26 protein-coding genes are annotated in these 22444 nt (G+C 65.3%); 17 read left to right on the forward strand and 9 right to left on the reverse strand.

The window, feature by feature from the left end; genetic code table 11:
* Positions 1-45 precede the first annotated feature (45 nt).
* Positions 46-573 (reverse strand): amino-acid N-acetyltransferase, encoded by a 528-nt coding sequence (locus ACSYG9_RS21475; RefSeq protein WP_440124392.1) that lies wholly within the window; start codon positions 571-573, stop codon positions 46-48.
* Between the two features lie 42 nt (positions 574-615).
* Here ACSYG9_RS21475 and pgsA point away from each other — a divergent pair, with 42 nt between their 5' ends.
* The 4 genes from pgsA (at position 616) to pspM (ending at position 3818) form a co-directional block, all read left to right on the forward strand.
* Positions 616-1284 carry a CDP-diacylglycerol--glycerol-3-phosphate 3-phosphatidyltransferase gene (pgsA, locus tag ACSYG9_RS21480; RefSeq protein WP_440124393.1) on the forward strand — a complete coding sequence of 223 codons (669 nt, stop codon included), beginning with the start codon at positions 616-618 and terminating at the stop codon, positions 1282-1284.
* Between the two features lie 233 nt (positions 1285-1517).
* Complete coding sequence (locus ACSYG9_RS21485) at positions 1518-1952, forward strand: helix-turn-helix domain-containing protein (RefSeq protein ID WP_440124394.1); 435 nt, start codon at positions 1518-1520, stop codon at positions 1950-1952.
* A gap of 209 nt (positions 1953-2161) precedes the next feature.
* Positions 2162-2974 carry a PspA/IM30 family protein gene (locus ACSYG9_RS21490; protein ID WP_330131668.1) on the forward strand — a complete coding sequence of 271 codons (813 nt, stop codon included), beginning with the start codon at positions 2162-2164 and terminating at the stop codon, positions 2972-2974.
* A gap of 34 nt (positions 2975-3008) precedes the next feature.
* Positions 3009-3818, forward strand: coding sequence for a phage shock envelope stress response protein PspM (gene pspM / locus ACSYG9_RS21495; RefSeq protein ID WP_440124395.1), 810 nt, complete (start codon positions 3009-3011; stop codon positions 3816-3818).
* 55 nt (positions 3819-3873) lie between these two features.
* Here the strand turns inward: pspM and ACSYG9_RS21500 are convergent, their stop codons facing one another.
* The 3 genes from ACSYG9_RS21500 to ACSYG9_RS21510 are packed head-to-tail and all read right to left on the reverse strand — an operon-like array spanning position 3874 to position 5768.
* Positions 3874-4479 (reverse strand): CbiQ family ECF transporter T component, encoded by a 606-nt coding sequence (locus ACSYG9_RS21500; protein WP_440124396.1) that lies wholly within the window; start codon positions 4477-4479, stop codon positions 3874-3876.
* Positions 4476-5156, reverse strand: a complete 681-nt coding sequence (locus tag ACSYG9_RS21505; protein ID WP_440124397.1) for an ATP-binding cassette domain-containing protein — start codon at positions 5154-5156, stop codon at positions 4476-4478. The genes ACSYG9_RS21500 and ACSYG9_RS21505 overlap by 4 nt, the downstream gene beginning before the upstream one ends.
* A gap of 15 nt (positions 5157-5171) precedes the next feature.
* Entirely contained in the window at positions 5172-5768 is a 597-nt protein-coding gene (locus ACSYG9_RS21510) for a biotin transporter BioY (RefSeq protein WP_440127754.1), read from the reverse strand.
* 247 nt (positions 5769-6015) lie between these two features.
* Between ACSYG9_RS21510 and ACSYG9_RS21515 the strand changes: the two genes are divergently transcribed.
* The 8 genes from ACSYG9_RS21515 to recX all read left to right on the forward strand — a co-directional run bounded on the left by ACSYG9_RS21515 (position 6016) and on the right by recX (position 12468).
* Positions 6016-6192 (forward strand): hypothetical protein, encoded by a 177-nt coding sequence (locus ACSYG9_RS21515; protein ID WP_169688772.1) that lies wholly within the window; start codon positions 6016-6018, stop codon positions 6190-6192.
* 21 nt (positions 6193-6213) lie between these two features.
* Positions 6214-6936: a PIG-L family deacetylase gene (locus ACSYG9_RS21520; RefSeq protein ID WP_440124398.1), complete on the forward strand. Its 723-nt coding sequence runs from the start codon at positions 6214-6216 to the stop codon at positions 6934-6936.
* A 72-nt stretch (positions 6937-7008) separates the two neighbouring features.
* Positions 7009-8154, forward strand: a complete 1146-nt coding sequence (locus ACSYG9_RS21525) for a nucleotide disphospho-sugar-binding domain-containing protein (RefSeq protein WP_440124399.1) — start codon at positions 7009-7011, stop codon at positions 8152-8154.
* Positions 8155-8201: 47 nt separating this feature from the next.
* Positions 8202-8396 carry a DUF3046 domain-containing protein gene (locus ACSYG9_RS21530; protein WP_440124400.1) on the forward strand — a complete coding sequence of 65 codons (195 nt, stop codon included), beginning with the start codon at positions 8202-8204 and terminating at the stop codon, positions 8394-8396.
* A 191-nt stretch (positions 8397-8587) separates the two neighbouring features.
* Entirely contained in the window at positions 8588-10720 is a 2133-nt protein-coding gene (recA, locus tag ACSYG9_RS21535; protein WP_440127755.1) for an intein-containing recombinase RecA, read from the forward strand.
* A gap of 142 nt (positions 10721-10862) precedes the next feature.
* Positions 10863-11348 carry a hypothetical protein gene (locus ACSYG9_RS21540; RefSeq protein ID WP_440124401.1) on the forward strand — a complete coding sequence of 162 codons (486 nt, stop codon included), beginning with the start codon at positions 10863-10865 and terminating at the stop codon, positions 11346-11348.
* A 33-nt stretch (positions 11349-11381) separates the two neighbouring features.
* The gene (locus tag ACSYG9_RS21545) at positions 11382-11843 is read left to right on the forward strand and encodes a GDSL-type esterase/lipase family protein (protein ID WP_454839850.1); all 462 of its coding nucleotides are present in this window, start codon (positions 11382-11384) and stop codon (positions 11841-11843) included.
* On the forward strand, positions 11830-12468 hold the full coding sequence (gene recX, locus ACSYG9_RS21550) for a recombination regulator RecX (RefSeq protein WP_454839852.1): 639 nt from the start codon (positions 11830-11832) through the stop codon (positions 12466-12468). The genes ACSYG9_RS21545 and recX overlap by 14 nt, the downstream gene beginning before the upstream one ends.
* 12 nt (positions 12469-12480) lie before the next feature.
* Here recX and ACSYG9_RS21555 read toward each other — a convergent pair whose 3' ends face one another.
* The 4 genes from ACSYG9_RS21555 to ACSYG9_RS21570 form a co-directional block, all read right to left on the reverse strand.
* Complete coding sequence (locus tag ACSYG9_RS21555) at positions 12481-13392, reverse strand: ABC transporter permease subunit (RefSeq protein WP_440124404.1); 912 nt, start codon at positions 13390-13392, stop codon at positions 12481-12483.
* Positions 13389-14069 (reverse strand): ABC transporter permease subunit, encoded by a 681-nt coding sequence (locus ACSYG9_RS21560; RefSeq protein ID WP_440124405.1) that lies wholly within the window; start codon positions 14067-14069, stop codon positions 13389-13391. The genes ACSYG9_RS21555 and ACSYG9_RS21560 overlap by 4 nt, the downstream gene beginning before the upstream one ends.
* 103 nt (positions 14070-14172) lie before the next feature.
* Positions 14173-15006: a glutamate ABC transporter substrate-binding protein gene (locus tag ACSYG9_RS21565; protein WP_454839854.1), complete on the reverse strand. Its 834-nt coding sequence runs from the start codon at positions 15004-15006 to the stop codon at positions 14173-14175.
* Positions 15007-15052: 46 nt separating this feature from the next.
* Complete coding sequence (locus ACSYG9_RS21570; protein WP_440127756.1) at positions 15053-15781, reverse strand: ATP-binding cassette domain-containing protein; 729 nt, start codon at positions 15779-15781, stop codon at positions 15053-15055.
* Positions 15782-16088: 307 nt separating this feature from the next.
* Between ACSYG9_RS21570 and miaB the strand changes: the two genes are divergently transcribed.
* Together miaB and ACSYG9_RS21580 are read left to right on the forward strand one after the other, a co-directional pair.
* Positions 16089-17546: a tRNA (N6-isopentenyl adenosine(37)-C2)-methylthiotransferase MiaB gene (miaB, locus tag ACSYG9_RS21575; RefSeq protein ID WP_454843015.1), complete on the forward strand. Its 1458-nt coding sequence runs from the start codon at positions 16089-16091 to the stop codon at positions 17544-17546.
* Positions 17543-18166 (forward strand): Rv2732c family membrane protein, encoded by a 624-nt coding sequence (locus ACSYG9_RS21580; RefSeq protein ID WP_454839856.1) that lies wholly within the window; start codon positions 17543-17545, stop codon positions 18164-18166. Before miaB ends, ACSYG9_RS21580 begins: the two co-directional genes overlap by 4 nt.
* Before the next feature lie 82 nt (positions 18167-18248).
* On the opposite strand, the gene ACSYG9_RS21585 is transcribed toward ACSYG9_RS21580, so the two are convergent.
* Positions 18249-19652, reverse strand: a complete 1404-nt coding sequence (locus ACSYG9_RS21585) for a DUF349 domain-containing protein (protein ID WP_440124409.1) — start codon at positions 19650-19652, stop codon at positions 18249-18251.
* 148 nt (positions 19653-19800) lie between these two features.
* Between ACSYG9_RS21585 and ACSYG9_RS21590 the strand changes: the two genes are divergently transcribed.
* The 3 genes from ACSYG9_RS21590 (at position 19801) to dapF (ending at position 22389) form a co-directional block, all read left to right on the forward strand.
* Positions 19801-20523: a hypothetical protein gene (locus tag ACSYG9_RS21590; protein ID WP_440124410.1), complete on the forward strand. Its 723-nt coding sequence runs from the start codon at positions 19801-19803 to the stop codon at positions 20521-20523.
* Positions 20511-21446, forward strand: coding sequence for a tRNA (adenosine(37)-N6)-dimethylallyltransferase MiaA (gene miaA / locus ACSYG9_RS21595; RefSeq protein ID WP_454839859.1), 936 nt, complete (start codon positions 20511-20513; stop codon positions 21444-21446). The genes ACSYG9_RS21590 and miaA overlap by 13 nt, the downstream gene beginning before the upstream one ends.
* Positions 21447-21522: 76 nt before the next feature.
* Positions 21523-22389 carry a diaminopimelate epimerase gene (dapF, locus tag ACSYG9_RS21600; RefSeq protein ID WP_440124412.1) on the forward strand — a complete coding sequence of 289 codons (867 nt, stop codon included), beginning with the start codon at positions 21523-21525 and terminating at the stop codon, positions 22387-22389.
* Positions 22390-22444: the final 55 nt, after the last annotated feature.

Genomic DNA, 22444 nt, shown 5'->3' on the forward strand with positions numbered 1-22444 from the left:
GTACAGGATCGAGCGTTCGGGATTCTCGGATCGCGGGAGCTGAACTCACAGGGTGAGCAACATCCGGGTGTTGCCGAGCGTGTTGGGCTTCACGTAGCTCAAGTCCAGGAATTCCGCAACGCCCGTATCGTACGACCGGCACATCTCTGCGAAGACCTCGGAGGTCACCGGCGTTCCGTCGATCTCCGCGAACCCGTGGCGTGCGAAGAACGAGACCTCGAAAGTCAGGACGAAAAGCCGTTCGAGTTCGAGTTCACGCGCGACCTCGATCAAGCGCGAGACGATGAGGTGCCCTGTGCCGCGTCCTGTGACCTGGGGGTCTACCGCGATGGTGCGAATCTCGCCGAGGTCCGACCACAGAACGTGGAGGGCCCCGCACCCGACCAGTTTGCCTCCGAGTTCGGCGATCCAGAACTCCTGAACGGATTCGTACAAGGTCACGAGATTCTTTTCGAGAAGAATCTTCCCGGCGTAGATGTCGATCAGCTGTTTTATTCCCGGCACGTCGGAGGTTCGGGCGCGCCGCACGACAATCCGGTCGTTCGTGTCCTGTTCGTGGGCCGGTGAAGTCATGCGGTGAACAGTAGCGCGTGAATGTACCGATATTGTGGGCGCATGAGCACGCCCCGCCAGTCCGTTGCCGCATCGGGCGGGAGCGGCGCCGCACCGGGACCGAATGCCGGTTCCGCGCACGACCCGGTCCCGCTGTGGAATATCGCCAACATACTCACGGTGCTGCGCATTGCACTGGTACCGGTGTTCCTCGTCTTCTTGTTCATCGGCGATGGGCAGGAGACTCTCTGGCGGCTCGCGGCAGCAGCGGTCTTCGCGATCGCCGCGATCACCGACCGTATCGACGGTCAGCTCGCCCGCAGGCTCGGGCTCGTCACGGACTTCGGCAAAATGGCCGATCCGATCGCGGACAAGGCGCTCATCGGGGCCGCCCTGGTCGGGCTGTCGCTGCTCGGAGATCTGTCGTGGTGGATAACCGGCATCATCGCCGTGCGCGAGCTCGGTATCACCGCACTGCGCTTCGCAGTACTACGGCACGCAGTGATACCCGCCAGTCGTGGCGGCAAACTCAAAACGTTGGTACAGACCGTCGCGATCGGCGTGTATCTGCTTCCGCTGCCCGACGTCGTGGCACCGTTCGCTATGGCTTTGATCGTGCTGGCGGTAGTGCTCACGGTCGTCACCGGGCTCGATTACGTCGTCCAGGCGGCGAGGCTGCGCGCCGGAGTACGTCGCGCCGAACAGGAGCACCTGAACGGTGATCCCGCGTGAGAGCACGTCATGCTCCGGCCGAGGACACTGCGACGTGAGCTGCCTGATGACGAAGCGAACTGGGCATGTTCATGTTTGCTCACCAGAAGGTATGGCTACTCACGCGCTGGGGTTCCCAGGCGGCGTTGTAATGTCTGTGCACCGCGGTATTCGAAGTCCGGTGGATGCCCGGGAACCTCGCGACCGTGTCGCGCGTTGTCGAGGTATAGGCACGACGGACGAAGGAGGATGCGATGGCGCTGTTGTTGCGTGAGGCACTCGGTGACAGCCTTCGGCGCACCCGTGTTTCGCAGAGCCGCACCCTGCGTGAAGTCTCCAGCAGCGCCAGGGTCAGTCTCGGTTACCTCTCGGAGGTCGAACGAGGGCGGAAGGAAGCATCGAGCGAACTGCTCGCCGCGATCTGCGACGCACTCGACGTGCCCCTGTCCGATGTGCTTTTCGACGTCAGTGAGTCGCTTGCCGACCGGGCTCTGCAGGGTACCGGCGCGGACGTGATGATGCCGGGTGGCTACGCAGGCCCGGACGCGGCGCACCCCGAGTCGGGTGTCGAAACAGTCGACGCAGCCCTTCTGAACTCGGACTCGCTGCTTGCCCAGGAGTCGCTCATCACGCAGGAGACTCGCGTGGTGATTCCGGCACCGGCGGCACGGGCGCTCGCTGCGGCATAACATGGATCGCGACCGTGTCGGCCTCGCCGAATACGGACGAAAGCGACACAGCGTGGGTCACCGTCCCGGGGGGTGGCTCGAGTCGCCAGGTGGGATCGCCGGATCGGTCGAGTCGAAGGTGACCGGCACGGCGAACCGGAACCGGTGTGCGAGGGTCGCGCACCGGGTCGCGTTCGGCGCGGCGTACAGATGGAGGCGGGATCACACCCATGGCTAATCCGTTCGTCAAGGGTTGGAAGTACCTCATGGCGCTCTTCAACTCCAAGATCGATGAGAAGGCCGATCCGAAGGTTCAGATTCAGCAGGCGATCGAGGATGCGCAGCGTCAGCACCAGGCGTTGTCGCAGCAGGCAGCATCAGTGATCGGCAACCAGCGCCAGCTGGAGATGAAGCTGAACCGGCAGCTGGACGAGGTCGAGAAGCTCAATGCGAGCGCTCGTCAAGCCGTTATGATGGCCGACCAGGCCAGCAACGCCGGCGACACGGAGAAGGCGATCCAGTACACGAATGCAGCCGAGGCGTTCGCCGCGCAGCTTGTCACCGCCGAACAGTCGGTCGAGGATCTGAAGGTCCTGCACGACCAGTCGCTGCAAGCGGCGGCTCAGGCCAAGAAGGCCGTCGAGCAGAACGCCATGGCGCTACAGCAGAAGGTGGCCGAGCGCACCAAGCTGCTCAGCCAGCTTGAGCAGGCCAAGATGCAAGAACGCGTCAGCGAATCGCTGCGGTCCATGGACTCGACACTCTCAGCTCCGGGCACCACGCCGAGCCTGGATGCCGTGCGCGAGAAGATCGAGCAGCGCTACGCCACCGCACTCGGCTCGGCCGAGCTCGCCCAGAACTCGGTACAGGGACGCATGCTCGAAGTGCAGCAGGCCACTGTTCAGATGGCCGGTCACAGCCGTCTCGAACAGATCCGTGCTTCGATGAAGGGCGACGCACTGCCGGGCGGCGCACCGGCGAATCCCGCCGTCAATACTGCAAAGGAACCTCCGAACGCTGCTGGCTCTGCAGGGTCCCAGTAGTCGCGCAACCTCCATCGAGCGGAACTCGACAACCATGAGCACACCCGACGACGGCCGGACCGGAATGACGCCCGGTCCGGCCGTCGCCGCGCTCAGGGAGGTGACCGACGCTGCGGTGGACGTCGCGCGCCGATGGCGTGATCCGGCGGCGAAACTTCGACGAAAGAAGCGCCGTGCACGTCGTCGTGCCGGATTCTTCGGTATGACCGCCGGAACGTGGGGTATCGGCACTGCAACTCTGGTCGCGGCGTCGGCGCCCGAGTGGACGGTGGTCGCTACCGGCGGTGCAACCGCCGTGTTCGCGGTACCGGCGATCTTTGCGTTGCGCACCTTCCGTCGTCTCGACGCGGTTCCACTCCCACCCGCCGCTCCGGCGCGCAGGTCCTTGCCGCCGACCGGATCGGTGGCCCGAGCTGCAATGCAACGGCTGTCGAGTAACGAGCAGGGCCTCGAGCGATTACTCGCCGTCGTCTCCAAGTCCGGTGCAGTGGCGGGTGACGACCTCGAGGAGATCGGAGAGGCCGCCCGGTCGGCGTCGTCGGCGCTCGACAGCGTCGTCGAGGACATCGTGGCGCTCGAATCGGCTGCCCGAGCCAGCGAGGCGGCAGGCGTTCACCTGGGTCCTGCCATCATGGCGGCGGGGCAGCGGCTCGACTCGGGCGTCGACCAATACGAACAGCTCGTCTCCGCTGCTGCGAAACTCGCCGCAGCGCCCGAAGGTACACGGTCGATGGCGTTCCTCGACCGGCAGCGGACCGAACTCATCGATGCGTCGGAACGGCTGGAGAGCTGGGCGCAGTCCTGGCGTGAGATCGAGCAGATCCAGGAACGCCACCGACACTGAACCGCTATTGCGTCGGCGAGAAACGGCCGCGTACAGCTGTCAGTCGTCGACCCTGTCAGTCGTCGACACCGCGTGCCGCGAGCGCCTCTCCCATCGCCTCTGCGGTCATGAGCGCGCCCACTACGACGGGCACGACCAGAGCCCGCAATGAGAAGCCCAGCCCGCGTGCTTTACGAGCCTCGGTGACACGCGCGACCATCGATCCCAACAGCGGAATGCAACGGATCGTCATCACGAGCACGAGTCCCACGCGGTCCGGGTCCACTCCCACCCGCCGAAGCGGCCGCACAGCCGCAACGATCGCGTCGAGCATGTCCGTCATGCGGGTGGTCAGTGTGATCAGCAGGGCGAGAGCAATCGCCAGAAACAGCGATCCACAGATCACGACGGCGCGTTCCCATCCCGCCACGATCATCTGGAAAACCGCGATGATCGCGAGCATCCACAGCAGCGGTCGCAATTGCGTTGTGGCGAGCCGTACCGGGATCCGGGCGAGGGTGTAGGCACCTGCCACGGCGACCGCACAGGGCAGGACCTGCCACGGCTGCCGGATCCACAGCGTCATGACAACGATCGTCAGTGACACGACAATGAGCTTGGCTCCGGCAGGCAAGCGGTGCAGCGGGGAGTGCCCAGGGTGGTGCAGGCCGACGATGCTCACCCGATGAGGTCCCGGTAGAACCTGATCGCCGGACCCGGTGCATCGTCGGCAACGATGCGTCCGGCATCGACGACGAGTACCCGATCGAAGTCGCCGAGCAGATCGAGCTGGTGGGTCACGACGATCAGCTGCTGTCGGAGGTTCGAGAAAGTCCGGGCGATCAGTTTGGTGTTGCGTAGGTCGAGGAGAGTGGTCGGTTCGTCCGCGACCAGGATCTGCGGGTCGGTGACCATGATCGCGGCGAGCGCGAGCAACTGTTTCTGCCCCCCGGACAGGAGGTGACTCGGGTGGTCATGATGCGCGGCGAGACCGAAGTCGTCGAGCACCTGCCGGACTCGCTCGTTGCGCTCGGCTTTACCGAGGGAGCTGCGGCGCAGGGAGAATGCGACGTCCTCTGCGACTGTCGGCATCACGATCTGGTGATCCGGGTCGGTGAAGACGAATCCGACGCGTTTACGGACCTCGCGCCCTTTGCGGCCGGTGTCGAGTCCGTCGACGGTCACCGAACCGGAAGTGGGGACGACCAACCCGTTGATCATGCGTGCGAGTGTCGACTTGCCGCTGCCGTTCGCGCCGACGATGCCGATGCGGGGTTCGGTCAGGACGACGTTCACGTCGTCGAGGACCGCACGCTCACCATAGGCGTGGCGGACCTGCTGGAAACGAATCTCGCTCATCGTGTGGTGCAGCGTTCAGTGCGCGGGGTCGGCGTTGGGCGCGTGTCTGATCGGGGACATGAGCAGGGCGGGATAGGCCCGATGCACCTGGGCGGCCACTGCGGCGGCAACGACGGCCTTGAACAGGTCGCCAGGAAGGAACGCGACGTTGGCTGCGAGAGCGGCCCACACGGTCAGATCGGTTCGCAGCACCATGCCGGCAATTCCGAACGCGTACAGCACCACAATGCCGCCGAGTACATTCGCCGCGATACCCGGGAGGACACGATAGCGGGGAAGCATGCGCGCGCTGAGCCACCCGATCACCGCAACTGCCGGAATCCAGCCGAGCAGGAAGCCTGCCGTAGGGCCGGCGAGCGAGGTGAGTGTGGTCCGTCCCCCTGCGAGTACCGGAAGCGCAAGCCCGAGAAGGATCACGGTCGAGACCGACAGCATGCCCTTACGCGCGCCGAGCAGAGCACCGGCGAGCATGACGCCGAGGGTCTGCAGGGTGATCGGGACGCCCGAGGAACCGATCGTGATCTGGCCTGGCAGGCCGAGAGCGATGATGAGGGCGGCGAATACCGCGATCTGCGCCAGATCGCGGGCGGGGGTCAGGCGGCTCGGGGACACGTTCACTCAGCTTCCGACAGTCGACTTCCGAATTTGAGGACCAAACCCGTCGAGCGTAGGCGGGTGCGGAGACCTCCGCACCACCACCCTGGGTGAACGCCGACCCCGAGTGGTCTCCCCGGCTTCTGCGGGTATCCCCTGATTTTTCCCTGATCTATGCTCTGAGCTGGTGTTTTCTCAACGGTGTCGTGTCAGGATCGTGTGAGTACGACACGGAACGTGCTCAGGCACGAGGCGGGAGAAGACGATGTTCTGGAAGATTGTCGGAGTAGTGGTGCTGGTATGGATCGGGCTTGCGGTGATCGGCGCAGTGTTCGACCACCTGTTCGGGATCCTGGTGCTGGGTGCGATCGCATTCGGCGGTTACATGCTGTACAAAGCCATCTCCGGAGGAAATCGGCGCGACGACATCACGCGGGTCTGAGCGAGACCGCATAGTGGACGCATGGAACCTGTGCCGGAGGACTGGACGAGGGGAATCGTCGTCGTTGCTCATCCCGACGACATCGAGTACGGCGCGGCTGCGGCGGTGGCCCGGTGGACTCGGCAGGGCAAAGACATCCGGTATGTTCTTGCCACCAGTGGTGAGGCCGGGATAGCAAGCTTGCCGCCCGCAGAGTGCGGTCCGCTCCGGGAGGAAGAGGAGCGGGCATCAGCGGCGATCGTCGGCGTCGAGACCGTCGAGTTCCTCGGCCACCCGGACGGGCGCCTCGTCGCGGGACCGGACTTGCGGCGTGACGTGGCAGGAGCGATCAGGAGGCACCGGCCCGAGATGGTGGTGACCGCGAATTTCGGCCTCACGTGGTTCCCGGGCGCACTGAACAGCGCCGACCATCGTGCGTTGGGGCTGTGTGTGCTCGATGCCGTCTCCGATGCCGCCAACGAATGGATCTTTCCGGAACTCGGCGTGGAGCAAGGGTTCGCGCCGTGGTCCGGAGTGCGGTGGGCAGCGGTCAATACTCCGGGCGCGTCCCACGCAGTCGATGTCACCGACACGGTCGACGTAGCGGTGGACTCGCTCGCCGCGCACCGTCGGTATCTCGAGGCCCTCTCCGACACAGACGTCCTGGAACAGGCCCGAGCACAGGTCGAGATGGCTACGGGGCCGCTGCCCGGGTTCCCGGCGGCCCGCGCCGTGGGCTTCGATCTGTACACGTTCGCCGGCTAGACCTGGAGTCGGCGCCTGCGTGCGCGGTGACCGGTGTGCTGCGGCGATCACGATCTGTGGCAGTCTGGGCCGATGCGAGTGGCATTGGTGGCCGGGCCCGATGCGGGACACGCGATTCCGGCCATTGCGCTGAGCAGGCGGTTCGTCGATGCCGGTCATGAAGCGGTGCTCTTCACCGGCGAGCGTTGGTTCGGCGTCGATGTACCCGGCGTGACGGTGGCCCCGCTCGACGGACTGACGCCGAGGGGCGACGACGACGACGGCGATGCGGGTGCGAAGATTCACGCGCGGGCCGCGCACATCGCGACTCTTCTGCTCCCCGGTCTCAGCGCGCTTCTGCCTGATCTCGTCGTCTCGGATGTCATCACCGCGGGTGGCGGTATGGCCGCCGAGCGGCTCGGAATTCCGTGGGTCGAGTTGTCTCCCCACCCGCTGTATCTGCCGTCGCGCGGTCTGCCTCCGATCGGCAGTGGACTCGAGCCCGGGACAGGCCTTGGCGGTCGGGCGCGTGACGCCCTGTTACGCCGCCTCACAGCGCGATCCTTACGGCAGGGGGAACATGAACGTTCCGCCGCACGCGTGGGGATCGGTCTCCCTGCGCGAGATCCTGGTCCGCAGGCGAGGCTCGTCGCAACAGTGCCCGCTCTCGAGGTACCGAGACCGGATTGGCCGTCGAACGCTCACGTCGTCGGAGCGCTGCACTGGGAGCCGACCGGCACGGTCCTCGAACCGCCTCCGGGGGACGGGCCTCTCGTGATGGTGGCGCCGTCGACGGCAGCTACCGGGGTCGCGGGGATGCTCGATGCGGTGTGCGAGGGCCTCGACGGGCTGGGGATGCGTGTCGCGGCCACGATGCTCGACCCGCCCGGAAATGTGCTCCCGGAATGGGCGGTGGCAGGGCAGGGGCGTCAGGATGTCCTTCTTCGTGACGTCGATGTCGTTGTCTGTGGCGGCGGCCACGGAATGCTCGCGAAGGCCTTGAGTGCGGGGGTGCCCGCGGTGATCGTGCCGGGCGGAGGCGATCAGTGGGAACTCGCGAACAGGGCTGCGCGACAGGGGAGTGCAGTGGTGGTCCGGCCCCTCGACGCTGCGTCGGTGCGGGATGCGGTTGCGGAGATCCTGGCCGAGCCGAGGTTCACAGAGGCGGCCAGGCGCGCCGCCGCGACAGCGACCGACGTCGAGGACCCGATCGCGGTGTGTGTGGGTGCAGTTCGCTGATCGGATCGTCGCTGCGGGGGATTCGGTTCGGCCGTTACGGTGGTGTCGTGCGATTGACAGAGTTCCACGAGATGGTCCGAGACGAATTCGGACAGGTGTACGGCGATGCCCTTCTGCGTGACCACATTCTGCTCGAGCTGGGTGGACGGACCGCGGAGCAAGCGATCGAAGCAGGTCAGGAGCCTCGCGAGGTATGGCGGGCGCTGTGTGAGGAGTTCGACGTGCCCGCCGTGCGACGTTGATCGAACACATTTGCATGAATTCGAACAGATGTTCCCCTATGCTGGGTATGTTCGATGGTGAAGGGCGTCTGTTCACAGGCGGCGAATTCATCCACAGCTTCGGCGAGTCCGCGGTCATGGCAGCGAAAGATGTCGGTGCCCGGTTGTAGCGTCGTCGACAATCAGGACGGGACACGATGAAGGGGACCAAGATGGCAGCACAGGCACACGATCGCGAAAAGGCGCTCGAGCTTGCCCTGGCGCAGATCGACAAGAATTTCGGCAAGGGCTCCGTGATGCGCCTGGGTGAGGATGCGCGTCCCCCCATTGCAGTGATCCCGACCGGGTCGATCGCGCTCGACGTGGCGCTCGGTATCGGCGGCCTGCCTCGCGGCCGAGTCGTCGAGATCTACGGGCCGGAATCCTCGGGTAAGACCACGGTGGCACTCCATGCGGTGGCCAACGCTCAGGCCGCAGGCGGCATCGCCGCGTTCATCGACGCGGAACACGCCCTCGACCCGGAATATGCGCGCAAACTCGGTGTCGACACCGACGCCCTGCTCGTGTCGCAGCCGGACACCGGCGAGCAGGCGCTCGAGATCGCCGACATGCTGATCCGCTCCGGCGCGCTCGACATCCTCGTCATCGACTCGGTCGCAGCCCTTGTGCCCCGCGCCGAGATCGAAGGGGAGATGGGCGACAGCCACGTCGGACTCCAAGCTCGCCTGATGAGCCAGGCACTCCGCAAGATGACGGGTGCGCTCAACAACTCCGGCACCACCGCAATCTTCATCAACCAGCTCCGAGAGAAGATCGGAGTCATGTTCGGCTGCTTCAACTACTCCACGAGGGTGCAGTTGGCCGACGGCACGACCGAGAAGATCGGCAAGATCGTCAATCAGAAGCTGGATGTCGAGGTCATGTCCTATGACCCCGCCACCGACAAGATCGTTCCCCGTCGCATCGTCAACTGGTTCGACAACGGTCCGGCCGATCATTTCCTGCAGTTCACCGTCGAGAAGTCCGGTGGCAACGGTCGTTCCCAGTTCGCCGCGACGCCGAACCACCTCATCCGCACGCCCGGAGGCTGGGCCCACGCGGGTGAAATCATTGCGGGCGACCGCGTGCTCGCTATGGAGCCGCACCGGCTGAGTGACCAGCAGTTCGAGGTCGTCCTCGGCTCGCTGATGGGCGACGGCAACCTGTCGCCGAACCGTCGAGACCGCAACGGTGTTCGCTTTCGGATGGGTCACGGTGCGCAGCAGCACGAGTACCTCGACTGGAAGTCCGGACTGCTCGGTAACATCGGTCATTCTGTGCGCACCAACGACAAGGGCGCCAAGTTCGTCGACTTCACCCCGTTGCCCGAGCTCGCCGAGCTTCAACGCGCGGTCTACCTGGGCGACGGCAAGAAGTTCCTGTCAGAGGAGTACCTCAAGGCGCTCACGCCGCTGTCGCTGGCCGTCTGGTACATGGACGACGGCTCCTTCAGCGTGCGGTCGCAGGGGCTGCAGCAACGGACCGCGGGTGGGAGCGGCCGCATCGAAATCTGTGTCGAGGCGTTCAGTGTGGGTTCCCGCGAACGGGTGCGAGACTACCTGCGCGACACTCACGGTCTCGACGTGAAGTTGCGGCATGCGGGTGCCCGCGGAGTCGCGGTTCTCACGTTCACCACTGAAGCGAGCGCGAAGTTCCAGGAGATCGTGGCGCCGTACATGGCCCCGTCGATGGAGTACAAGCTCCTGCCGCGGTTCCGCGGTCTCGGCGCGGTGACGCCGCAGTTCGTCGACCCCACACAACATCTGGTTCCTGCACGGGTGCTCGATGTCCACGTCAAGCCCGAGACTCGTTCGATGCATCGTTTCGACATCGAGGTCGAGGGCAATCACAACTACTTCGTTGACGGCGTGATGGTGCACAATTCTCCTGAAACGACCACGGGCGGAAAGGCTTTGAAGTTCTACGCCTCCGTTCGGTTGGACGTCCGGCGCATCGAGACGCTCAAGGACGGCGGCGACGCGGTCGGTAACCGCACCCGCGTCAAGGTCGTCAAGAACAAGGTGTCGCCGCCGTTCAAGCAGGCAGAGTTCGACATTCTGTACGGGCAGGGCATCAGCAAGGAGGGCTCGCTGATCGACATGGGTGTCGATCAGGGCTTCATCCGAAAGTCCGGCTCCTGGTACACGTACGAAGGCGATCAGCTCGGTCAGGGTAAGGAAAACGCCCGCAAGTTCTTGCTCGAGAACACCGACATACGCGACGAGATCGAGAAGAAGATCAAGGAGAAGCTCGGCATCGGTGCAGTTCTGACCGATCCCGAAGCCGAGGCGGAAGCCGACTTCTAGTCGCAGACTCGAACATCGACGGAGGCACAGACCCCGCGGGTCTGTGCCTCCGTCCATATCCGATACAAGGGCGTGGCCGGGCAACCCTGACAGTTCGGACAAGCTCTGCGGTGGTCGGTCTCGAAAAGTAGTGTCACGCCTTGTGACCACACGACTTTCAGCAAGGATTGCGGTGCTGGCCGGGCTGGGCGCCGCCGCCATGTTCGGTGCCACCGGCACTGCAGCCGCCGACCACACCGAGTACCTGATCGTCCCCGGCCACACCTACACCCTCGGCGAGGGCAATGATCCGCTTTGCGCCGGCCAGATCACCACCTCCATCCGATCACCTCACGATCGTCCCGCCACCGCGCTGGTGTCGATGACGTTCGCGCCCTACCTCGGTACGGCGAGCGGAGGCAAGCCGACGTGCGCTGTGACCGCGTTGGTGAACTGGCACAACCTCGAGACCGGTGCCTCGGGATCCGTACCCGCGTCCATGTCGCACACTTCGCGGGGGCTCGCACCGAGTCTTCAGGAGGGCGGATACCTGGAGATCCACACGGGGCGAGGACGGGTCGTCTTCACCATCGGCACGACGAGTCTGCACCACATCGGAGCGGCACCGCTCGAAGTGTTCGTCCCCTGAGCGCACCGCCGGTCGTCTGGCAGCATCTGTGGAATGACGGTGCGTCCCCTACGGGTGTGTGTCTTCGGTGATTCCTTCGTCGCGGGGGTCGGAGACCCCGCGCATCGCGGTTGGGTGGGTCGAGTCGCGGAGCGTGCACTCGCCGAGTTGCCCGTCGACCTCACGGTCTACAACCTCGGTATCAGGCGCGACACGTCTTCCGATGTGCGGGCGCGTTGGCCGAGCGAAGCGCTCGCCAGGTTTTCCCGCGAGTACGACAACCGGATGATCGTGTCGTTCGGTGTGAACGACACGACTTTGCAGAACGGCACACTTCGCGTCGAACCAGCGGAGTCCGAATCCAATCTCGGCGCGACTTCGTGGATGAGGGAAGCAGATCGGGGCGATGGTGCGCATCCAGGTGCGCAAGGTTACACGGACCTCGCCGACCTCGTGTGCGCGGACATCACCGCCTGGCTCGGGACGTCCGCCGACTCGGTCGGTGGCCGCGTCTAGGGTTCTCATCATGGACGATCCCGAAGATGTCGGACCATCCGAGAACGACGCGCGCACCGCACCCGGTGGCCGTCGGCGTCGGGCCCGCCCCGAACCTGGCGGCGGCACCGAAGCACAGGCCAAGGATGTGTGTCTGAGGCTCCTCACCGATAGGGCCCGGAGTCGCTCGGAACTCGCCACCAAACTCGAGCAGAAGGGCTTTACAGCGGAGATCTCCGAGCGCACCCTCGATCGCCTCACCGAGGTCGGGTTGATCGACGACGCAGACTTCGCCCAGCAGTGGGTGCGCTCTCGGCACCTGTACTCGGGGAAAGGCAAGCGTGCGATAGCACTGGAGTTGCGCCGCAAGGGCATCGACCAGCAGGACGCGGCCGATGCCCTCGACACGATCGACAGTGATTCAGAACGCGAACGGGCCGTAGAACTGGTCAGAAAGAAACTCCGCACCCAGGCGCCGTTGCCCACGGAGGGCGACCGGCGTGAGATCGCGACCGAACGCGACAAGCTGGTTCGACGCCTCGTCGGGATGCTTGCCCGTCGCGGCTACGCGCAGGGGATGGCCTTCGATGTGGTTCGCGACGAAGTGACGGCTTTCGAAGTCGATACTGGCGAACCGCTCGACTGAACTATCCGCTCGTCACCTCACCGAGCGGGGACCGGTGATGTCCATCCCGGGTACTGCCGTCACGGGCACCGGGGCATCCGGCTCACCGTCGGTGGTCGAACCCCGGCGCCTGCTGGACCGCAACCGCTTCTCGAGCCATGTTGCGAAGCGCGTCAGAGCGCTGTTGAGGATGATCATGATGGCGGCTACCACCAGCAGCGACGGAAGGTAGTTCTGGAAGTAGGCACCGAGCTGCTGCCCCGACCGCACCACTTCGACGTAGCCGATGAGGTAGCCGAGTGCCGAGTCCTTGAGCGCGATCACCATCTGCGACACGATCGCAGGCAGCATTACCGTCACGGCCTGCGGCAGGAGAATCAGACGCATGGTCTGGCCCTTGCGTAGACCGATGGCAGAGGCCGCTTCGGTCTGGCCCTTCGGGAGTGAGTTGATGCCTGCGCGCACGATCTCGGCGATCACGGACCCGTTGTAGAGCGTCAGACCGGTCACGACCGCGGCGAGCGCAAGGTAGTCGGACTTGAACAGTCGATACTCCGCGAACACCTGGTACGCGAAGATCATCAGGATGAGGACGGGGATCGCGCGGAACAGCTCGACGATGAACCCGGACACCATCCGAATGGAACGATGCTCCGACAGTCGGCCGATGCCCAGAACCGCCCCCAATACCAAGGCCAGCACGATCGACAGGGCGGCGGCAATCAGCGTGCCCCGGATACCGGGGATCAGGTACGTCGTCCAGCTCGACGACTCGAGGAACGGGTCCCATTTCGCTGCGGTGAGCTGCCCTTGCGAATCCAGGGCGCGGTACACCACGTATGCGATGATGACGAGAACGATGCCCACGAGGACCGACAGCACGCGGTAGAGCGCGCGGGCCTTCGGGCCGGGAGCGTCGTAGAGAACAGTGCCTTCCGAACTCATCGCGCTACCTCGAATCGCTTGCTGAGCCAGCCGAACAGCAGGCCGGTCGGGAGGGTCAGGATCACGAAGCCCACGGCGAAGATCCCACCGATGACAAAGATGGCCGCCTCGTTCTCGATCATCGTCTTCATCAGCAGCGACGCCTCCGCTACACCGATCACCGACGCGATTGTCGAGTTCTTGGTGAGGGCGATGAGTACGGAACCCAGAGGTGCGATGACCGCGCGGAAAGCCTGCGGCAGCACGATGAACCGGAGGTTCTGGCCGAACGTCAAGCCAAGGGAGCGGCCTGCTTCGGACTGCCCGAGGTGGACGGTGTTGATTCCGGAGCGCAGAGACTCGCACACGAAGGCGGCGGTGTAGACGGTCAAGCCGAGGACCGCGAGACGGAAGTTGTTGTCCACCAAGAATGTCGGAGACGACTGCGGTGCGAGATGGATCTGGAGAGTCTGTGACAGTCCGAACAGGCAGAAGATGATGATCAGGGTCAGTGGTGTGTTTCGGAAGATGGTCACATACACCGTTCCGACCGCCCGGGCGACAGGGATCGGGGACACCCGCATGGCCGCGAGGATCGTTCCGAGGATCAGCGAACCGATAGCGGACAACACCGTCAGCTGGATCGTCGTCCAGAACGCTTCGAGCAGCTGACTTCCGTACTTGCTGAACAGATCCACAGGTCAACTCCGGGATCGAGGGGACGGGACACTGGGGGGCAGAACCGGCCGGTCCGTGAACCCGTCACGAACCGGCCGTTCGTACCTCGAACGCTGCGTCGGATCAGTACCGATCGACGGTCGGCGGTTCCGGCAGCGGGTATCCGGACGCGCCGACGGTTGCCTCGAAGGCCTCCGCCCAGGCTCCGCTGTCGATCATCTCCTGGATTGCATCGTTGATGGCAGTTCGCGAAGCGTCGTCGCCCTTGGCCAGGCCGATGCCGTACCGCTCCTCGGTGAACGGTTCACCGACCACCTTGAACGAGCCGGGACTCTGGGCTGCGTAACCGGCGAGGATGATGTCGTCGGTGGTCACCGCATCGACCGCGCCGTTCCGCAGAGCTTCGACACATGCGGAGTAGGTGTCGAACTCCTGTAGCTGCACATCCTGCGCATAGGTGTCCTTGACGTTCTGTGCGGGCGTCGACCCCGTCACCGAACACAGGCGCTTGCCGCCGTTGAGCGATTCCGGGCCGGTGATCTCGGTGTCATCGGCGCGCACCAGCAGCGACTGGCCCGCGATGAAGTACGGACCTGCGAAATCGACCTTCTCCTTGCGAGAATCGGTGATCGAATAGGTTGCGACGATGTAGTCGACCTCGCCGTTCTGGATAAGAGTTTCGCGCTGAGCCGACGGCGACTCCTTGAACTCGATGTTCTCCTCGGGCACGCCGAGCTGGCCGGCCACGTACTTGGCCACCTCGACATCGAACCCGCTGAACGTGCCGTCGGGGTTGCGGAGGCCGAGTCCGGGCTGGTCGAACTTGATACCCACCACGAGGCTGCCGTTCTCGGCCGAGGATGTGACACTACGAGATTCGTCGCCGCCGCACGCTGTTGCGGCGAGGGCGACGGCGATCACGCCGATGCCCAGGCGGATCGAGCGAGACATTTTCATCGAGTACCTCCGGTTGTGGTGTTCGATCGGGCTGTCGTGAACAGGGCTAATGGCTCAGGATCTTGCCGAGGAAATCCTTGGCCCGATCGGATGACGGAGAGGTGAAGAAGGTGGTGGGGTCGGTGTCTTCGACGATGCGGCCGTCGGCCATGAACAACACCCGGTCTCCCGCCTTGCGGGCGAAGCCCATCTCGTGGGTGACGACGACCATCGTCATCCCCTCCTTGGCGAGTGAGGTCATCACGTCGAGAACCTCCTGGACCATCTCGGGATCGAGCGCGGAGGTGGGCTCGTCGAACAGCATCACCTTCGGATTCATTGCCAGGGCGCGGGCAATCGCGACGCGCTGCTGCTGACCGCCGGACAACTGCGCGGGGTACTTGTCGGCCTGGTTCGCGATGCCCACGCGGTCGAGCAAGCGCAGCGCGTTCTCCCGTGCGGTCTCCTTCTTCTGCTTGCGGACCTTGAGTGGGCCCAGCATTACATTCTCGAGGATCGTCTTGTGCGCGAAGAGGTTGAACGACTGGAACACCATGCCGACGTCGGCGCGCAGTGCCGCCAAGGCTTTGCCTTCGGCGGGAAGGGCCTTGCCGTCGACCCGGATCTCACCCGAGTCGATCGGCTCGAGCCTGTTGATGGTCCGGCACAGGGTGGACTTCCCGGACCCCGACGGACCGACCACGATGACCACCTGGCCACTCGGGACCTCGATATCGATGTCCTGGAGGACGTGCAGAGCACCGAAGTGCTTGTTCACGTTCGTCATCGTGATCATCGGAGTGGAGCTGCTCGATCCCTCCGAGGGCTTCGCCGAACCCGCATCCGCTGATGTCATGATCAAGACCCTATGCGGTCGCTGTCCGGAACCTCCACATTTCGTCCCATCGACATTCAACTTTTACAGCGGCAGTGGGGCGAGGCCCGACCGTAGCCGTCCTCGACATCGGTGCGGCGCGGCGGACACCGTCACCGCCGGGGCGGTCGGTTATTCTCGTGAGCTACCCTGAGACGTGTCATTGATCGACGATGTTGCCCCGAACACAGGTGCCCGAACCTATGAGGTCCGCACCTACGGCTGCCAGATGAACGTGCACGATTCGGAGCGTTTGTCCGGCCTGCTGGAAGACGCCGGATTCACCCGCGCCGATGCAGGTGCGGCGCCCGACCTGGTCGTCTTCAACACGTGCGCGGTGCGCGAGAACGCCGACAACAAGCTGTACGGCAACCTGAGCCATCTCAGGCCGGTCAAGGACGAGAACCCGAACATGCAGATCGCGGTCGGGGGGTGTCTCGCGCAGAAGGATCGCGCCACCGTCGTCAAGAAGGCACCGTGGGTCGATGTCGTGTTCGGTACACACAACATCGGTAATCTCCCTGCTCTCCTCGATCGCGCGCGGCACAATCGCAAGGCCGAGGTCGAGATCCTCGAGTCGCTCGAAGCATTCCCCTCGACACTCCCTGCCAAGCGTGAGTCACCCTATGCGGGCTGGGTGTCGATCTCGGTCGGATGCAACAACACGTGCACTTTCTGCATCGTGCCTGCCCTGCGTGGCAAAGAGGTCGACCGCCGGCCCGGCGACATCCTTGCCGAAGTGCAGGCACTCGTCGACGAAGGCGTTCTCGAGGTGACACTGCTCGGGCAGAACGTCAACTCGTACGGGCGGTCCTTCGCCGACCCGGAACAGCCTCGCGACCGCGGCGCGTTCGCGTCGTTGCTCCGCGCGTGCGGCGACATCGACGGTCTCGAGCGTGTGCGGTTCACCTCGCCGCATCCCGCAGAGTTCACCGACGACGTCATTGAAGCGATGGCGTCGACGCCCAACGTATGCCCCCAACTCCATATGCCGCTGCAGTCCGGTAGCGACCGGGTCCTGCGTGCGATGCGTCGTTCGTACCGCAAGGAGAAGTTTCTCGGCATCATCGAGCGAGTCCGTGCGGCGATGCCGCACGCGGCCATCACCACCGACATCATCGTCGGATTCCCCGGTGAGACCGAAGAGGACTTCCAGGACACCCTCGATGTCGTCGAGAAAGCTCGCTTCACCAGCGCTTTCACGTTCCAGTATTCCAAGCGCCCCGGCACACCCGCCGCCGAGATGGACGAACAGCTCCCGAAGGCCGTCGTGCAGGAACGGTACGAGCGGTTGATCGCGCTGCAGGAGAGCATCACGCTGGAGGAGAACTGCAAGCTCGTCGGTACCGAGGTCGAGCTGCTCGTCGCGGCAGGTGAAGGTCGCAAGAACGCCGAAACCGCCCGGATGAGCGGTCGCGCACGGGACGGACGTCTCGTGCATTTCCGGCCCGAAGGCAACATCGACACCGCGGTGCGGCCCGGCGATATCGTCACGATCGTCGTCAGTGATGCCGCGCCGCATCATCTCGTGGCCGATACCCCGATCCTCACTCACCGCCGCACCCGCGCGGGCGACCACTTCGAACAGGGGCGCTTGCCCAAGACGAAACCGATCGGTGTGGGCCTCGGCCTGCCGAGCATCGGTGCCCCTGAACCCCTACCGACACAGATGGGATGCAACGCATGACCACGGGCGAGAACAGTCCGAACATCGACGGGGGCGGGCACGGGGACACAGACCGGCTGAGCGACCACGGGCTCAGAGGCGCCCGCGCCGATCTGGAGGCGGCGGAACGCCGGATCGCCGGTGAGATCGACCCGGGGACTCGCGCGATGTTCGTTGCCGTCGCGGTGCTCGTGCTGCTCGGCTCGTTCAGCCTCCCGCACGCCGGTACAGCCAATGGGTGGGAGGTGCTCTCGTTCGCGTCCGACGCGACAGCCGAATCGATCGCACTTCCGTCCCGCATCTTCACGTGGCTCGTCCTCGTGTTCGGCGCGGTCGCCTCGATTCTCGCGCTCGTGACTCGCAAATGGTTTCTGGCGTGGGTCGCAGCTGCAGGCTCCGCGGTGTCGATCATCTTCGGGTTGCTCACGGTGTGGTCACGCCAGACGCTTCCGGTCGACTCCGACGCGTCGGGCCCCGGAATCGGCCTGTTCCTCGGCTGGCTCGCCGTGATGGTGCTGACCTTCCACTGGGTCCGCGTGGTCTGGTCCCGTACATCGGCGCAGCTCGAGGCCGAGGCCGAGTTGCGGCGTGTTGCCGAAGAAGACGACCGTCGGGGAATGTTCGGCGGCCACCTGAAGTAGTTCGCTCACAGACGACGCGAGCCCCGTCCGGGCCGGAAATCCTGCCGGCACGAACGAGGCTCGCTTTGTTTCGGAGGTGCGGTCAGCGTTCGCCGACGGCGCTTTCCGCAGCTTCCGCCCACTCGCGCCACTGTGCGGCCTGGGCGAGCGCCGCGTCGGCATCCTTGGTGCGGCCCTTCGCCTGTGCCTTCTCCGCTTGTTCCTCGAACTGCTGGACCCGCTCGCGGAACTGGGCAGCGCGGGCAAGGGCTTCGGGGTCGGTCCGACGCCACTCGCTGTCGGACGCTTCACGGACGCGCTTCTCGATCGCCCGGAGACGACCCTCGAGATCGTGCATCCGGTCGCGGGGAACCTTGCCGATCGCCTCCCACTGTTCCTGAAGTTCGCGAAGCCGGGTACGCGCGGCCTCCAGATCGGCCGCGGGGTCGATGCTCGACGCCGACTCGAGCAGCGTCTCCTTGGCGCGGGCGTTCTCCTCGAACTCGGCGTCGCGTTCCGCGGATGCGGCGTTGCGCGCGGCGAAGAAGACGTCCTGTGCGCCCTTGAAGCGCTTCCACAGCTGGTCGTCGGCCTCGCGCGGGGCGCGCCCCGATGCCTTCCACTCAGCAAGCAGATCCCGGAATGCTGCGGCGGTGGCGCCCCAGTCGGTGGAGTCCTGCAGTGCTTCGGCGCGTGCGACCAGCTCTTCCTTCTTGGTCTTCGAGGAGGCACGTTCACGATCGAGTTCGGCGAAGTGAGCGCCGCGACGACGATTGAAGGCCTCTCGTGCCTTCGAATACCGGCGCCACAGCACGTCGTCGGTCTTACGGTCGACACCGCGGATCGACTTCCACTCGTCGAGGATCTCCCGCAGACGATCGCCTGCGGCCTTCCAATGAGTCGAGTCGGCGCCGATCTCCTCGGCCTCGGCCGCCAGCGCTTCCTTGCGGGCAGTGGATTCCGCGCGGTGCTGCTCCTTCTCCTGTTTCTGGACGACCGCTGCCTTCTCCGACTCCTCGATCACACCCGTGAGCCGTGCCGAGAGCGCGTCCAGGTCGCCGATCACCGCCGCGGTCGGCAACGACTCGAGGATCGCTTCGGCCGCCGCACGGGTCTTCTTGACGTCACCGGAGCCCGATGTCAGACGGGTCTCCAACAGTGCGACCTCGGTGGCGAGATCGTCGTAACGCCGACCGAAATGCTCGAGGCCTTCGGCGGCGTCGCCTGCTTGCCACGAACCGATGCAACGCTCACCGTCGGCGGTCAGAACCCACGCGGTGCCGTCATCGTCGACTCGTCCGAACCGGCTCGGGTCGCTTGCCGGTACCGCAGGGGCGTGCGGATGCGTCTGTCCAGGGACCGGATGAGGCTTGGGGGCGTGCTCCGACTCGGTCGGGGCGGGCTTCGGCGCGCCGGGGCGTGGGCCTCCCGGCTTCGGGGGACCAGGACGCGGCGGTGTGCCGGACACCTGCTCGGGCGTCGGGTCCTGTGCGTTCGGGTCGGTCATCGCTACCTCATCTCTGCCGCGCGGCACGGCTGCCTGATCGCATCGCTTACCGCAGGTCCGGTCACGGCATCCGTGATCACGTCCGCCCCCTATTGAAACAGGTCGCGCGCCTGCGGGGTTCCCGGTCCGGTCGACTACCGTTGCCGATGTGTTGATTGCCGCGGTGTTCGTGCCTTCCCCGCCTCTTCTCGTGCCCGAATTGGTCGGACTCGATTCCCCCGAGGCCGACGAGTTGCGACACGCCGTACTCGCCGCGGCGCGTGCGGTCGGCGACGTCGACGAGTGGATCGTGGTGGGTACGGGGACCGAGAGCGAGGAAGTCCCGTCCGACGCCGTCGGCACCTTCCGCGGATTCGGTGCCGACGTCCGGGTTGAGCTCGGTCCCGCAGTGGTTCCGGCCTCAGGGCCTCCGGACGTCGACATGCCGCTTCCTGCGTTGATCGCCGGATGGCTGCGCGAGCGTACAGCGCGGGAAGTTCGCGCCGAGGTACACGTCCTCGCCCGCGACACCGACCCAGGCGCGTGCGCACAGCTGGGCAAGACACTGCGAGCGCATCTCGAGGAAGGCGCCACGCGGCGCGGGCTGCTCATCGTCGCCGACGGCGCTGCAACCCTGACATCCAAGGCTCCTGGCGCGTTCGACGAGAGGTCTGCTGCAGTCGAGCAGAGTCTGGGCGACGCCCTCGCGGCCGGTAGTCCCCAGATCCTGGCTGCGCTCGACGCCGGACTGTGCGCGGACATCGCACTCGAAGGTCGTGCTGCATGGCAGGTCCTGGCAGCGGCGTTCGCCCAGCCTCCGTCCGAGGCCACGATCGAATACAGCGCGGCACCCTACGGTGTGGGATACCACGTGGGGGCATGGCGTCCATGAGCAAGACGGGACATCGTCGTCCGATCGCCGTGGTAGGTCCGACCGCAACGGGTAAGTCGGATCTCGGGCTGGACCTCGCTGAGGCCGTCGGGGGTGAAATCGTCAACATCGACGCGATGCAGCAGTACCGCGGGATGGACATCGGCACCGCGAAACTTCCGGTCGACGAGCGACGCGGGATCACGCACCACCAACTCGATGTCCTCGACGTCACAGAGACTGCGACGGTCGCGCGCTACCAGGAGGCCGCCACCGCCGACGTCGAACGCATCCTCGCGTCGGGCCGGGTGCCGATCGTCGTGGGCGGATCGATGATGTACGTGCAGTCCCTGCTCGACGACTGGCAGTTCCCCGCGACCGACCCCGACGTCCGCGCGAAATGGGAAGCGGTTCTCGCCGACGGGGGAGTGGCCGCAGTGCACGAAGCCTTGCGCCGTGCCGACCCTGCCGCGGCCGCCACGATCCTGCCCACGGACGGGCGGCGCATGGTCCGTGCGCTGGAAGTGGTCGAGCTGACCGGGCTTCCCTTTGCAGCATCACAGCCGGTCGTCGGCGATCCACGCTGGGGCACGGTCATCCTCGGCGTCGACCGCGACACGGCGGATCTGGACGAGCGCATCGAGAAACGCACCGATCTCATGTTCGAACTCGGCCTCGTCGACGAGGTACATGCACTGATCGCGCGTGGACTGCGCGACGGCGTGACTGCACCCCGTGCGATTGGATACTCCCAGGTCCTCGAGTACCTGGAAGGGAAGTGCGACCTCGACTATGCGCGGGAACGGACCTTCATCGGAACCCGACGGTACGTCCGTCGGCAGCGCTCATGGTTTCGCCGCGATCATCGGATCCGCTGGTTCGACGGCGCCGACCCGAATGTGGCTGCCGATGCGCTGCGAGTCGTCGACTCCGAAGCACTGTGAGTCGTCGACTCCGATGCGCTGCGAGTCGTCGACTCCTGGAGCTGAGAACAGCGAAGCTCTCGCTAAGGTTGACGGCATGGAGTTCAGCAAAGGTCACGGCACCGAGAACGATTTCGTCATCCTTCCCGATCCCGATGCCCGGCTGACTCTCACATCCGACCGCATCACGGCCCTGTGCGACCGACGACGCGGTCTCGGAGCCGACGGCGTCTTACGTGTAGCGCGCACCGGAGCGTTGGTCGAGTCGGGTCTGCTCGATGCGGTCCCCGACGGGGCGAGCGCCGGCGACTGGTTCATGGACTACCGCAACGCCGACGGATCGATCGCCGAGATGTGCGGCAACGGGGTGCGGGTCTTCGCGCACTACCTCACCGCGGAAAGGCTGGAAACTCGGAAGAGCTTCGTCGTGGGATCGAGAGCCGGCGGCAAGCCCGTGCGGGTCCACTCTGCCGGAGCGGTCAGGGGCGAGGTCACCGTGGAAATGGGACGGGTTGCACAGCTCGGCGAGTCGTCCGCCACGATCGATGGCCGCGTGTATCCGGGGATCGGCATCGACGTCGGAAACCCGCATCTGGCCTGTGTCGATCCGAATCTCACGGGCGCGAGCCTCGCCGCACTCGACCTCACGTCGCCCGGTTACGACCCCGGCTTCTTCCCTCAAGGCGTCAACATCGAGTTTCTGACCCCGATCGAATCGGGAGCCGTCCAGATGCGCGTGCACGAGCGGGGGGTCGGCGAGACACGCTCGTGTGGAACGGGCACGGTCGCGGCCGCCGCAGCGGCGCTGCGGTACGACGGGGCCGACGCCGGTGTCGTCCGGGTACGGATTCCCGGCGGTGCAGTGGAGGTGCGGATCGAGGACGAGCATGCCTGGTTGAGAGGGCCCTCGGTGCTCGTTGCGCACGGCACCATCAGCGACGACTGGTGGTCTTCGCTCGAGTGAGCGCGTACCTTCACGGGGTCGTCCGAAAAACTCGAATGCACCGAATCGGACTTCG

The sequence above is a fragment of the Rhodococcus sp. SJ-2 genome (genome assembly GCF_053750035.1).